Genomic DNA, 12,590 nt, shown 5'->3' with positions numbered 1-12,590 from the left:
CGGCGCTCGCGTAACAGTCTTGCAGTGTCCGCATCCGTCCCCCTGGTGTAACGGAGACTGCCATTCACATCGTAGAGTGCCTGTGGCGGATGCATGGCCGGTGAGAGCAGCTTCTCACCGGCCTTTTCGTTACGAGTGGATCGGACCGAGCCCGCAGGCCAGCGCCGCCTCGCGCACCGCTTCAGAGAAGGTCGGGTGGGCGTGGCAGGTCAGGGCCAGGTCCTCGGCCGAGGCGCCGAACTCCATCGCCACGCAGATCTCGTGGATCAGGTCGCCGGCCGAGGGGCCGATGATATGGGCGCCGAGGATACGGTCGGTTTCCTTGTCGGCGATCAGCTTGACGAAGCCGTCGCCGGCGAAGACGGCCTTGGCGCGGGCGTTGCCCATGAAGGTGAACTTGCCGACCTTGTAGGCGCGGCCCTCGTCCTTCAGCTGCTCCTCGGTCTTGCCCACGGCGGCGACCTCGGGGTGGGTGTAGATGACGCTGGGGATGACGTTGTAATTGACGTGGCCGTGCTTGCCGGCGATCACGTCGGCCGCGGCCATCCCCTCGTCCTCGGCCTTGTGGGCGAGCATCGGGCCGGTGATGGCGTCGCCGATGGCGTAGATGCCCTTGACGTTGGTCTGCCAGTGCTCGTCGGTCTTGATCTGACCGGTCTTGGTGAGCTCGATGCCGAGCGCGTCGAGGCCGAGGCCGTCGGTATAGGGTTTGCGGCCGGTGGCGACGAGGACGATGTCGGCGTCGAGCTGGTGTTCGCTGTCGTCCTTGCGCAGCTTGTAGTTCACCTTGGCCTTTGTCTTGAGCGTCTCGACCGAGGTGACGGCGCTGCCCATGACGAACTGAAGCCCCTGCTTTTTCAACATTTTCTGGAAGTTCTTCTGAACCTCGCCATCCATGCCGGGAGTGATGTTGTCGAGGTATTCGACGACCGTCACCTCCGTGCCCAGCCGGGCGTAGACGCTGCCCATCTCGAGGCCGATGACGCCGGCGCCGATGACGACCATCTTTTTGGGGATCTTGGGCAGTTCGAGGGCACCGGTGGAGGTGACGACGATCTTCTCGTCTATGGTCACGTCGGCGCCGGGGACGTTGGCCGCTTCGGAGCCCGAGGCGATGATGATGTTCCTGGCCTCGTGGGTGTCGTCGCCCACCTTGACCTTGCCCGCTTCGGGGATCGAGCCCCAGCCCTTGAGCCAGTCTATCTTGTTCTTTTTGAACAAGAATTCGATGCCCTTGGTGTTCTGGCCGATGACATCGTCCTTGTAGGACAGCATCTCTTTCCAGTCGACCGAGGGCGCCTTGACCTTCAGCCCCATCTTGGCGAAGTTGTGCTCGGCCTCGTGCAGCATGTGGGAGGCGTGGAGCAGCGCCTTGGAGGGGATGCAGCCCACGTTGAGGCAGGTGCCGCCGAGGGTATCGCGGCCTTCGACACAGGCGGTTTTCAGGCCCAGCTGGGCGCAGCGGATGGCGGCGACATAGCCGCCGGGGCCGGAGCCGATTACGATGACGTCATAGCTTGCCATGAGCGGGTTCTCCTTGGATTTGGGACGTCGGTATCACGTCGGTATTTTGTCGGTATTGCGTCGGTGTTTGCGTCGGGGAGGGGCGCTGCCCCTCTTGGCCTTCGGCCAATTCACCCCGGGATACTTGTAGCCAGAAGAAGCTCATGCCAGGGCCGCCAGCAGCATGAGGGTGGTGGCGCCGAAGCCCACGGCCCAGATGAGGGAGCGCCAGGGGACCCAGCCGAAATAGTAGGCGGGGATGTAGAGGACGCGGGCGGCGAGGTAGGTCCAGGCGCAGCCGGTGGTGAGGGGGGTGGACTGATCGGCCAGCGTGACGACGACGCAGGCGATGGTGAAGAGGATCAGCCCCTCGAAATGGTTGTTGAGCGCGCGGAAGAGGCGGCCGGTGCCGGGGCTGACCTGGTCGATCAGCGGCTGGCCGAGGCGGCCGGGGTCGCGCGGGGAGAGGGTCTTGCCCGGGCCGAGCTCGAGGTTGGCCGGGACCGCCATCAGGACGTATTGCACGACCTGAAGCAGGGCGGCGAGGGTGAGGGCGGTGAGCTCGGGGGTCATTGGCGGGCCTCGTAGCCGTCCATCAGGTCGGAAACCCGGGCCATCTCGTCAGTGCTCAGGATTGTCTGACTTATGTCGACGCGCAGTTCGTTCAGCGTGTCCCAGTCTCGCCGGGTCTTGATGGCGCCGTTTTCGAGGGCCTTCAGTGCGAGCCCGCGGATGGCGTTTCCTTCCGACATCAGGTCGAAGCCGACATCCGTGCGGAAACGCCCCAGGTAGTCACTGTATATCTGCGTCTCCGCCGGTTGGGCTTGGTCTTGGAAGGCCCGGATATCGGAGGCGACATGGGAATACCATTCCCGAAGCATTTTCAGCACGGTCCTCGCGTCGGAGGGCCGGACGGTCTTGGGGTCGATGCGGGACAGCCAGTGGCGGCCGGTGTCTCGTTCCGGGTGGGTGGTGTGGATGGCCTCCAGTTCCTCGGGGCCGTCCTCTGTCAGGAGAAACAACATATCGCCGGGGGATACGACCTCGCCGTAGGGCCGCCTGTGTTCCTCGATGGACCAGTCGCGCCAATGGTCGAGACCTCGCGTCAGGCGCACAATCTCATCCATGGGGTCTTCGCGGGTCATGCGGTCTCCAGCAGGTGGTGGGCGGAGGGGCCGTGGCCGAGGGCGGTTTCCTTTTCGACCCAGGCCGTGGCGCGGTCGGGGTCGTTGACGTCGAAGAGGGCCCAGTGGGCGCCGGTGCCCTCGCGCCAGACCTGGAGCTGGGTGAGGCCGGCATTGGCGCGGTCCTCGGCATGGGCCTCGTGGGTGTCGCGGTCGAAGCTGTCGTAGCGGAGGAGGAGTTGGGTGGTCATGGGAATGCTCCGATCTCGTGGTTAGAACTTAGGTGGACATACCCACCGTGCCGATGGTTCTACGCGTATATATTGAGCAATGCTTTTGCACATCGCTATCGCGTCGCTGCCAACTTTGGGAGAATCCCATGAGGATCGTGCTTTCGCAACGTTGAGTAATCACAGCCTTCTTCACCACATTCCCAGAGTTGCTCTTCAACGCCAAAACGGTCTGCACCATAAAAATGCATCGGCTCCGAAGACGTCAAAGAGAGCTTCCCTGCCCGACACTTTGGGCAGGGTTCTCCGTTAGTGAGCGTTTCTATCTTGTCCTCTAGCTCTGATATCCTCGTCTTTGCATCCGCAAACGCGATTTGTGTATCTGCCAAAGCGCTCATGAGGTCGGCCAATTTCATCTTGAAAGTTGCCTCATCAACCGACTTGTCGATCTCTCGCAAGTCTTTTGCGAGATCGAGAGCCATTCTTGCAGCAGATAAACCTCCAAGAACATCCATGTCTTACAGATCCATCAACAGCCGCCGCGGATCTTCCAGCGCCTCTTTCACCCGGACGAGGAAGGTGACCGCGCCCTTGCCGTCGACGATGCGGTGGTCGTAGCTGAGGGCGAGGTACATCATCGGGCGGGCGACGATTTCGCCGTTCACGACCATGGGCCGTTCCTGGATCTTGTGCATGCCGAGGATGCCCGATTGCGGGGGGTTGAGGATGGGCGAGGACATCAGCGAGCCGTAGACGCCGCCGTTGGAGATGGTGAAGGTGCCGCCCTGCATTTCCGCCATCGAGAGCTTGCCGTCGCGGGCGCGGGCGCCTTTCTCGGCGATGGCCTTCTCGATCTCGGCGAAGGAGAGCGCGTCGGCGTCGCGGATCACCGGCACGACGAGGCCGGTGGGCGTGCCGGTGGCGATGCCCATGTGGACGAAGTTCTTGTAGACGATGTCGGTGCCGTCGATCTCGGCGTTGACTTCGGGCACCTCCTTCAGCGCGTGGCAGCAGGCCTTGGTGAAGAAGGACATGAAGCCGAGCTTGACGCCGTGCTTCTTCTGGAACTCGTCCTTGTAGGCGTTGCGCAGCTCCATCACGCCGGTCATGTCCACCTCGTTATAGGTGGTGAGCATGGCGGCGGTGTTCTGGCTGTCCTTCAGGCGCTTGGCGATGGTCTGGCGCAGGCGGGTCATCTTGACCCGTTCCTCGCGCTCGGCATCCTCGGCGGAGACCGGGGCGCGCGGGGCCTGGGCGGGGGCCTTGGCCTCGGGGGCGCTGTCGGATTTGGCGGCGGCGCCGGAGCCGGCCTTGGCCACGTCTTCCTTCATCACGCGGCCGTCGCGGCCGGAGCCCTGCACCTGGTCGCGGGAGAGGCCCTTTTCGGCCATCGCCTTCTTGGCCGAGGGGGCATCCTCGATATCGCGGCCGGCGGGCGGGGCGGTGTACTGCGTGCCGCCCGCGTCGGCCTCGGAGCCGGCGAGATCGTCCTGCCCGGCGGCGGGGCGCACGGCGGGTTCGGTGGTGCCGTCGGCGGCGCCGTTGAGGACGGCGAGCCTGGCGTTGGCCTGCACCGTCTCGCCTTCCTGGGCGAGGATCTCGGTGATGGTGCCGGCGGCGGGCGAGGGGACCTCGACCGAGACCTTGTCGGTTTCCAGCTCGCAGAGCATCTCGTCCTGGCTGACGCTGTCGCCGACCTTCTTGAACCAGGTGGAGACGGTGGCCTCGGACACGGATTCGCCCAGGGTGGGGACCATCACGTCGATGTTGCCGCCGCCATTGCCGCCGCTGCCGCCGCTGCCGCCGGTGCCGCGGCCGGATTCGGGCTTCTTCTCTTCCGTCTTCCCGGATGTCTCCTCGGAGGCGGATTTCCCGGGCGCGTCATCGTCGCCTGCGCCTTCGCCCTCGGAGATGGTGGCGAGGAGGGCGTCGACGCCCACGGTTTCGCCTTCCTTGGCGACGATCTCGGCCATCTTGCCGGCGGCGGGGGCCGGCACCTCGACGGTGACCTTGTCGGTTTCCAGTTCGCAGAGCATCTCGTCGGCCGCGACCGCGTCGCCGGGTTGCTTGAACCAGGTGGCGACGGTGGCCTCGGTGACGGATTCGCCCAGCGTGGGGACTCGTACTTCGATGGTCATCGGATCACTTTCCTTCGATGCTGAGCGCGGCGTCGACCAGCGCTTCCTGTTGGGCTTTGTGTTGCGAGGCCAGGCCCGTGGCGGGCGAGGCGGCGGCCGGGCGGCCGGCGTAGACCGGCCGTTTGTGCTTGGCCTTGATGCGGGTGAGGACCCATTCGATGTTGGGTTCGATGAAGCTCCAGGCGCCCTGGTTCTTGGGCTCTTCCTGGCACCAGACGACCTCGGCCTTCTTGAAGCGCTCCATCTCCTTCACGAGGGAGATGGCGGGGAACGGGTAGAACTGTTCGATGCGCATCAGGTAGACGTCGTCTATGCCGCGCTTGTCGCGTTCTTCCAGCAGGTCGAAATAGACCTTGCCCGAGCAGAGCACGACGCGTTTGATCTTGTCATCCTCGACCAGCGTGGTGTCGGAGTTGCCGTACTGGGCATCGTCCCACAACACGCGGTGGAAGGAGGAGCCGGTGGTGAATTCCTCGGCCTTGGAGATCGCCAGCTTGTGCCGCAGGAGCGACTTGGGCGTCATCAGGATGAGCGGCTTGCGGAAGGTGCGGTGGAGCTGCCGGCGCAGGATGTGGAAGTAGTTGGCCGGGGTCGTGCAGTTGGCGACGATCCAGTTGTCCTGGCCGCACATGGTGAGGAAGCGTTCGAGCCGGGCGGAGGAGTGTTCCGGGCCCTGCCCCTCGTAGCCGTGCGGCAGGAGGCAGACGAGGCCGGACATGCGGAGCCACTTGCTTTCGCCCGAGGAGATGAACTGGTCGAACATGATCTGGGCGCCGTTGGCGAAGTCGCCGAACTGCGCCTCCCAGAGGACGAGCGCGTTGGGCTCGGCCAGCGAGAAGCCGTATTCGAAGCCCAGCACCGCGTATTCGGAGAGCATCGAGTCGATGACCTCGTACTGGGCCTGGCCCGCGCGGATGTTGTTGAGCGGGTAGTAACGCTCCTCGGTCTCCTGGTTGATGAAGCCGGAGTGGCGCTGGGAGAAGGTGCCGCGGGTGCTGTCCTGGCCCGCGAGGCGGACCGGGTAGCCCTCGGTCAGCAGCGAGCCGAAGGCGATCGACTCGGCGGTGGCCCAGTCGAAGCCCTCGCCGGTTTCGAACATCTTCGCCTTGGCGTCGAGCAGGCGGGAGACGGTCTTGTGCAGGGGGAAGCCGTCGGGCGCGGTGGTGAGTGCCTTGCCGATCTCCTCGAGCGTTTCGGGTTTGATCGAGGTTTCGCCGCGCTGGTAATCCTCGTCCTGGCGGTCGAGATGGGACCATTTGCCGTCGAGCCAGTCGGCCTTGTTGGGGCGGTATTCCTTGCCCGCCTCGAACTCGTCGGCGAGGTAGGACTGGAAGGCGGCCTTCATGTCCTCGATCTCGCCCTCGGGGATCAGCCCGTCGGCGATCAGCCGGTCGGTGTAGAGCGCCAGCGTGGTCTTCTGCTTCTTGATCTTGTTGTACATGATGGGGTTGGTGAACATCGGTTCATCCCCCTCGTTATGGCCGAAGCGGCGATAACAGAAGATGTCGATCACCACGTCCTTGTGGAACTTCTGGCGGAATTCCGTGGCGACGCGGGCGGCGTGAACGACCGCTTCGGGGTCGTCGCCGTTGACGTGGAAGATCGGCGCCTCGACCATCAGGGCGATGTCGGTCGGGTAGGGCGAAGAGCGCGAGAAGTGGGGCGCGGTGGTGAAGCCGATCTGGTTGTTCACCACGATATGCATGGTGCCGCCGGTCTTGTGGCCGCGCAGGCCCGAAAGGCCGAAGCATTCGGCCACGACGCCCTGGCCCGCGAAGGCCGCGTCGCCGTGCAGCAGGATCGGCAGGATCGAGGTGCGGTCGGTGTCGTGATACTGGTCCTGCTTGGCGCGGACCTTGCCGAGCACCACCGGGTTCACCGCCTCGAGATGCGAGGGGTTGGCGGTGAGCGAGAGGTGGACGGAGTTGCCGTCGAATTCCCGGTCGGAGGAGGCGCCGAGGTGGTATTTCACGTCGCCGGAGCCGTCGACCTCTTCGGGCTTGAAGGAGCCGCCCTGGAACTCGTTGAAGATGGCGCGGTAGGGTTTGCCCATCACGTTGGCGAGCACCGACAGGCGGCCGCGGTGGGGCATGCCGATGACGATTTCCTTGATGCCGAGGCTGCCGCCGCGCTTGATGATCTGCTCCATCGCCGGGATCAGGCTTTCGCCGCCGTCGAGGCCGAAGCGCTTGGTGCCCATGTATTTGACATGTAGGTATTTCTCGAAGCCCTCGGCCTCGACCAGCTTGTTGAGGATCGCCTTGCGCCCTTCGCGGGTAAAGCGGATTTCCTTGTCGTAGCCCTCGATCCGTTCCTTGAGCCAGGCGGATTGCTCGGGGTCGGAGATGTGCATGTATTGCAGGGCGAAGGTGCCGCAATAGGTGCGTTTGACGATATCGACGATCTCGCGGATCGAGGCGACCTGGAGGCCCAGCACGTTGTCGATGAAAATCGGCCGGTCCATGTCGGATTCGGTGAAACCGTAGGAGCGGGGGTCGAGTTCCGGGCGGTAGCCGTGGTCGCGCAGGCCGAGCGGGTCGAGCGTGGCGGCGAGGTGGCCGCGGATGCGGTAGGCGCGGATCAGCATCAGCGCGCGGACCGAGTCGAGCACGGCGCGCTTGACCGCGTCGTCGGAGATCTCGACGCCCTTCTCGTCGGCCTTGGCCTTGATCTTGTCGCCGGCCTTCTTCGTCTCGATCTCGGGCGGCCATTCGCCGGTGAGGGCGCCGGTCAGGTCGTCATTGGGGTGCGGCGGCCAGTCGGCGCGCGCCCAGGAGGGGCCGGCAGCCTCTTTCTTGACGTCGATCTCGCCGTCGCCGAGCTGCGAGAAGAAATCGGCCCAGGCCTGGTCGACCGCGGACGGGTCGTTGGCGTAACGGGCGTAGAGCTGTTCGAGATACTCGGCATTGTGCCCCTGCATGAAGGAGGAGGCATGGAACTGGTCGTTGGGGGATTGGTCGGTCATTGTCAGACTCCCGTAAGTGCCTTGAGCCCGGCCCGGGCGACGGGCGGGCGGGCCGAGGCATGAACTGCCGTGAATAGGGGGGCGGCTGCCCGGGGGCCGGCCATGCGGCCCGCGGGGCGGTTCGGCTTGTGCTTTGTCCGGCTCATGGCCATTCGGACGCCTTGTGTGTTGCGGCTCACGCCTGGGGCGGTGGGCCGTAGGTGTTGGTTTCGGGCTCGGACGGGCGGGTGAGCCAGTAGATGTAGAGGATGGCGAGGATCAGCTGGACGATGCCGAGGATGGCCATCAGCCCCATGCCGCCCATGCCGCCGGGGGCCATCGGGTCGGCCATGGGGGCGGGGGAGAGCAGCATGGTGAAAAGGCTGAACCCGACGGGAACCAAGATGTACCATCCCGGACGCCCGGTATCCTGCAGGCGCCGCCAGCCCGCCGACGTGGTCGGCACGATCAGCGCCAAGACGTAGAGGAGGTAGACGATCCGCCCAAGAAGGAGGGCGATCAGCGCACCGACGAAATAGGCCAGGATGAACCACCAGAATTCCGACCGCGAGGCGCGGCCGGCAAAGGTGGCGTATTTCTGAGTCAGGCATGTCTTGACCGATGTCTGAAAGTCCATTCTGTCTTCCCTCCCGTGTTGTTCGCGGGCCCGTTTTGGCCGGGCCCTTTCTTTGATTTTCCCTTATTTCCCGATGGCTTCGAGCACCGCTTCGCCGAGCCCCGCCGGGCTTTCGGAGACGGTGATGCCGGCCGAGCGCATGGCCTCGATCTTGTCGTCGGCGCCGCCCTTGCCGCCGGCGACGATGGCGCCCGCGTGGCCCATGCGGCGGCCCGGAGGCGCGGTGCGGCCGGCGATGAAGCCCGCGACCGGTTTCTTGCGGCCCTTCTTGGCCTCGTCCTTCAGGAACTGGGCCGCCTCTTCCTCTGCCGAGCCGCCGATCTCGCCGATCATGATGATCGACTCGGTCTCGTCATCGGCGAGGAACCATTCCAGCACGTCGATATGCTCGGTGCCCTTGATCGGGTCGCCGCCGATGCCGACGCAGGTGGACTGGCCGAGGCCCACGTCGGAGGTCTGCTTGACCGCCTCGTAGGTGAGCGTGCCGGAGCGGGAGACGACGCCGCAGGAGCCGCGCTTGTGGATGTGGCCGGGCATGATGCCGATCTTGCAGGCGTCGGGGGTGATGATGCCGGGGCAATTGGGGCCGATGAGGATTGACTGCGAGGTTTCCAGCGCCCGCTTGACGCGCATCATGTCGAGCACCGGGATGCCCTCGGTGATGCAGACGATCAGGGGCATTTCGGCGTCGATCGCCTCGAGGATCGAGTCGGCGGCGAAGGGCGGGGGCACGTAGATCACCGAGGCGTTGGCGCCGGTTTCGTGGATCGCTTCGTGGACCGAGTTGTAGACCGGCAGGTCGAGATGGGTCTGGCCCCCTTTGCCGGGGGTGACGCCGCCGACCATTTTCGTGCCGTAGGCGATGGCCTGTTCGGTGTGGAAGGTGCCCTGCGAGCCGGTGAGGCCCTGACAGATCACTTTGGTGTTTTCGTCTACGAGGACTGCCATCTTGGCGTTCTCCTATTGTCGCGCCTTCTTCATGAAAAAGAAGAAAGCCAGAATTGATGTTGCAGAAACCACATATGCGCCGGTGGACAGCGTTTTCGTAAGCCCTTCCGCGAGTCCGCCGCCGGGGCCGCCACAGGTGTTGTACGCGCTTTCCGGCCCGGTGATGACCAGACGGCACAACCGAGAGGCCACGTAGCCGGCGCCTGCGCAGATCAGCGCCAGGGCGATGGCTCCGATGGAGAGCACGAATGCGGTTTCCTGTTTCAAGTGCAGGTTACCCCTTCACCGCCTTCACGATCTTCTCGGCGCCGTCCTTGAGGTCGTCGGCGGCGATGACGTTGAGGCCGGAGGTTTCGATGATCTCCTTGCCCTTCTCGACATTGGTGCCTTCGAGCCGGACGACGAGCGGCACCTTGAGGCCCACGTCCTTGACCGCGGCGACCACGCCCTCGGCGATGACGTCGCAGCGCATGATGCCGCCGAAGATGTTGACGAGGATGCCCTTCACGTTCGGGTCGGAGGTGATGATCTTGAACGCCTCGGTCACCTTGTCCTTGGTCGCGCCGCCGCCCACGTCGAGGAAGTTGGCGGGTTCGGAGCCGTAGAGCTTGATGATGTCCATGGTGGCCATGGCGAGGCCCGCGCCGTTGACCATGCAGCCGATCTCACCGTCGAGCGCGATGTAGTTGAGGTCGTACTTGGAGGCTTCAAGTTCCTTGGGGTCTTCCTCGGTCGTGTCGCGCAGCTCGGCGATGTCGGAATGGCGGTAGATGGCGTTCGAGTCGAAGCCCATCTTGGCGTCGAGGCACTTGAGGTCGCCGCCGTCGGTGACGATCAGCGGGTTGATCTCGAGCATCTCCATGTCCTTCTCGAGGAACATCTGGTAGAGGGTGCCCATCAGCGCGACGCATTGCTTGATCTGCTTGCCCTCGAGTTCGAGCATGAAGGCGATGCGGCGGCCGTGGAACGGCTGGTAGCCGGTGGCCGGGTCGACCGAGAAGCTGAGGATCTTGTCGGGGGTCTTCTCGGCGACCTCCTCGATGTCCATGCCGCCCTCGGTGGAGCAGACGAAGCTGATGCGGGACGTGGCGCGGTCGACGAGGAGGGCGAGGTACATCTCCTTCTCGATGCCGGAGCCATCCTCGATATAGATGCGGTTGACCTGTTTGCCGGCGGGACCGGTCTGCTTGGTCACGAGTGTCCGGCCGAGCATCCGCTTGGCTTCGTCGGCCGCTTCCTCGACCGACTTGGCGAGGCGCACGCCGCCGGCCTCGCCGGCGCCCGGCTCCTTGAAGGTGCCCTTGCCGCGGCCGCCCGCGTGGATCTGGGCCTTGACGACCCAGAGCGGCCCGTCGAGCGCGCCGGCGGCTGTCTTGGCCTCTTCGGCCCGCAGGACGATGCGGCCATCCGACACGGGGGCACCGTAGGAGCGAAGCAGAGCCTTCGCCTGATACTCGTGGATGTTCATGAAACTGTCCCGTTTTGCTGCGTTCAGGGACAGTTATTCACATAAGTGTGGCGGCAAGATAAACGGGTTTCTGCCCGCCCCCCCCGAATAGCGGCGGTTTTTCGCCCTTTGTGATCACAGGTGTAAATCGTGTGATCACAAAGCGGGCGTTCCGGATCGATTCGGCACAGCAGGGGTTTTTATGGTACGGCAGGGAACATTTCACGGCGCAGTTCGGTTGTCCCACGAGGGCGTCTTGTGCGCCGCGCGGGACAGATCATCACGATCAGCACAGGAGAGGATTTGATTTATGGCAGACAATGGCAATGGATGGTTGAGCGGCAAGGTTCTGGCCGTGGCGTGTGTCGCCTTGGTGGGCTGGGGTATCGGGATCTATTCCCTGACCGCGAAATCGCAATTGCAAAACGAATACAACGCGCAGGAAGAAGTGGTGGGATCACTGCAGCAGGCGCGGACGGAGTTGAGCGAGCTGGAGCCCCGGGTGGGCGAGCTGCGCGACTCGGAGGCGACGCTGAGCGAGCAGGTCGGCACGCTGGAAGAGGAAGTGGCGCAGAGGACCGAGCGCAGCGAGGCGCTGGCGGGGGAGATATCCTCGCAGGAGGAGCAGCTGGCGGAGCTGAAGAGCGAGGCGGAGCCGCTGCAGAAAGTGCTGGATGACTACGAGAGCCGCAGCACCGAGCTGAGCCAGAAGATCAGCGAGCAGAGCGACCAGCTGGCCGAGGTCGGAGAGCGGCTGGAGGCGGCACGGGCCGAGGAGGCCGAGCTGCGCGAGACGCAGGCGGGGCTGACCGAGGAGGTTGCCAAGCTTTCGGAAGAGGCCGCCACGGCGGAGGAAACCCTTCAGGCGACGGTGGAGCAGGAAGCGAACCTGCGCAAGGAGATGGAGACGCTGCAGGCCGACGTGTCGGGTTTGCAGGACGAGCGGATCAAGCTGGATGACGCGGTCGACCGGCTGACGGAGCAGCAGGCCGGGCTTCAGGAAGACGTGGCCGCCGCCGAGGCGCAGCGGGCCGAGCTGCAGCAGGTGGTGACGACGCTGACCGAGCAGGTCGAGGAGCGGTCGAACCGGCTTCTGGAGATCGAGAAGCGGATGACCGAGCTGAACAGCCAGTCGGAGAGCCGGATGCTGGAGATCGGGCCGGCGAGCGAGGAAGCCGGTGCGGCCGAGAGCGGATCGGATGAGGCGGAGAACGCGGCGGCCGAGAGTGGCGAGAGCCAGTCGGGCGAGGCTTCGCAGAGCGGTTCGGACAGCGGCGATGCCCAGGGCGGGCAGGCTGAAGAGGGCACCGACGGCGAATCCGCGACAGAGGGCGGCAGCGCGCCGACCTCGGGCAGCGAAGACAGCGCAGCGGCCGAGAGCGGTGCGGAGAGCGACGCGTCAGGTGACGGCCAGACCGCCGAAAGCGACAGCGTGACCGAGATCGGCCCTGCCGACGGCGAAGGATCCGAAGAGGGCACCGAGAGCGACAGCGAGTCGACCGAGGAAGGCCAGTCCGCCGAGGAAGAGCCTGCGGAGGAAGAGGAAGAGGAGAGCGGGTCGAACTGATCCGAGCCACCTTCCGGCCATGAAAAAAACGCGCCCGGGGTGATCCGGGCGC

Annotated in this window: 12 protein-coding genes; 1 reads left to right on the top strand and 11 read right to left on the bottom strand. The window is 64.9% G+C overall.

Translation table 11 applies throughout. The annotated features are described in order from the left end of the window. Nucleotides 1-129: 129 nt before the first annotated feature. From lpdA to sucC, 11 genes are all read right to left on the bottom strand, one after another. Nucleotides 130-1,524, bottom strand: a complete 1,395-nt coding sequence (gene lpdA / locus ACO07J_RS01355) for a dihydrolipoyl dehydrogenase (RefSeq protein ID WP_422025567.1) — start codon at nt 1,522-1,524, stop codon at nt 130-132. Nucleotides 1,525-1,665: 141 nt separating this feature from the next. After that, entirely contained in the window at nt 1,666-2,076 is a 411-nt protein-coding gene (locus tag ACO07J_RS01350; RefSeq protein ID WP_422025565.1) for an MAPEG family protein, read from the bottom strand. Next, on the bottom strand, nt 2,073-2,648 hold the full coding sequence (locus ACO07J_RS01345) for a hypothetical protein (protein ID WP_422025563.1): 576 nt from the start codon (nt 2,646-2,648) through the stop codon (nt 2,073-2,075). The genes ACO07J_RS01350 and ACO07J_RS01345 overlap by 4 nt, the downstream gene beginning before the upstream one ends. After that, on the bottom strand, nt 2,645-2,878 hold the full coding sequence (locus ACO07J_RS01340; protein ID WP_422025561.1) for a hypothetical protein: 234 nt from the start codon (nt 2,876-2,878) through the stop codon (nt 2,645-2,647). The genes ACO07J_RS01345 and ACO07J_RS01340 overlap by 4 nt, the downstream gene beginning before the upstream one ends. Nucleotides 2,879-2,973: 95 nt before the next feature. Next, on the bottom strand, nt 2,974-3,372 hold the full coding sequence (locus ACO07J_RS01335; protein ID WP_422025559.1) for a hypothetical protein: 399 nt from the start codon (nt 3,370-3,372) through the stop codon (nt 2,974-2,976). A 3-nt stretch (nt 3,373-3,375) separates the two neighbouring features. Beyond that, nucleotides 3,376-4,995, bottom strand: a complete 1,620-nt coding sequence (odhB, locus tag ACO07J_RS01330; RefSeq protein WP_422025557.1) for a 2-oxoglutarate dehydrogenase complex dihydrolipoyllysine-residue succinyltransferase — start codon at nt 4,993-4,995, stop codon at nt 3,376-3,378. A gap of 4 nt (nt 4,996-4,999) precedes the next feature. Then, nucleotides 5,000-7,960 (bottom strand): 2-oxoglutarate dehydrogenase E1 component, encoded by a 2,961-nt coding sequence (locus ACO07J_RS01325; RefSeq protein WP_422025555.1) that lies wholly within the window; start codon nt 7,958-7,960, stop codon nt 5,000-5,002. Nucleotides 7,961-8,135: 175 nt separating this feature from the next. Further along, a complete protein-coding gene (locus ACO07J_RS01320) occupies nt 8,136-8,576 on the bottom strand; it encodes a DUF805 domain-containing protein (RefSeq protein WP_422025553.1) in 441 nt (146 codons plus the stop codon). Between the two features lie 63 nt (nt 8,577-8,639). After that, nucleotides 8,640-9,524, bottom strand: coding sequence for a succinate--CoA ligase subunit alpha (sucD, locus tag ACO07J_RS01315; RefSeq protein WP_422025551.1), 885 nt, complete (start codon nt 9,522-9,524; stop codon nt 8,640-8,642). Between the two features lie 12 nt (nt 9,525-9,536). After that, the gene (locus ACO07J_RS01310; protein ID WP_422025549.1) at nt 9,537-9,791 is read right to left on the bottom strand and encodes a hypothetical protein; all 255 of its coding nucleotides are present in this window, start codon (nt 9,789-9,791) and stop codon (nt 9,537-9,539) included. 7 nt (nt 9,792-9,798) lie between these two features. After that, the gene (gene sucC / locus ACO07J_RS01305) at nt 9,799-10,992 is read right to left on the bottom strand and encodes an ADP-forming succinate--CoA ligase subunit beta (protein WP_422025547.1); all 1,194 of its coding nucleotides are present in this window, start codon (nt 10,990-10,992) and stop codon (nt 9,799-9,801) included. A gap of 289 nt (nt 10,993-11,281) precedes the next feature. Between sucC and ACO07J_RS01300 the strand changes: the two genes are divergently transcribed. Further along, nucleotides 11,282-12,538: a hypothetical protein gene (locus ACO07J_RS01300; protein ID WP_422025545.1), complete on the top strand. Its 1,257-nt coding sequence runs from the start codon at nt 11,282-11,284 to the stop codon at nt 12,536-12,538. Nucleotides 12,539-12,590: the final 52 nt, after the last annotated feature.

This window comes from Roseovarius sp. (genome assembly GCF_965228755.1).
Classification (GTDB): domain Bacteria; phylum Pseudomonadota; class Alphaproteobacteria; order Rhodobacterales; family Rhodobacteraceae; genus Roseovarius.
Note: the sequence above shows the minus strand (reverse complement) of the source record. Positions and strands in the feature narration are given on the sequence as shown.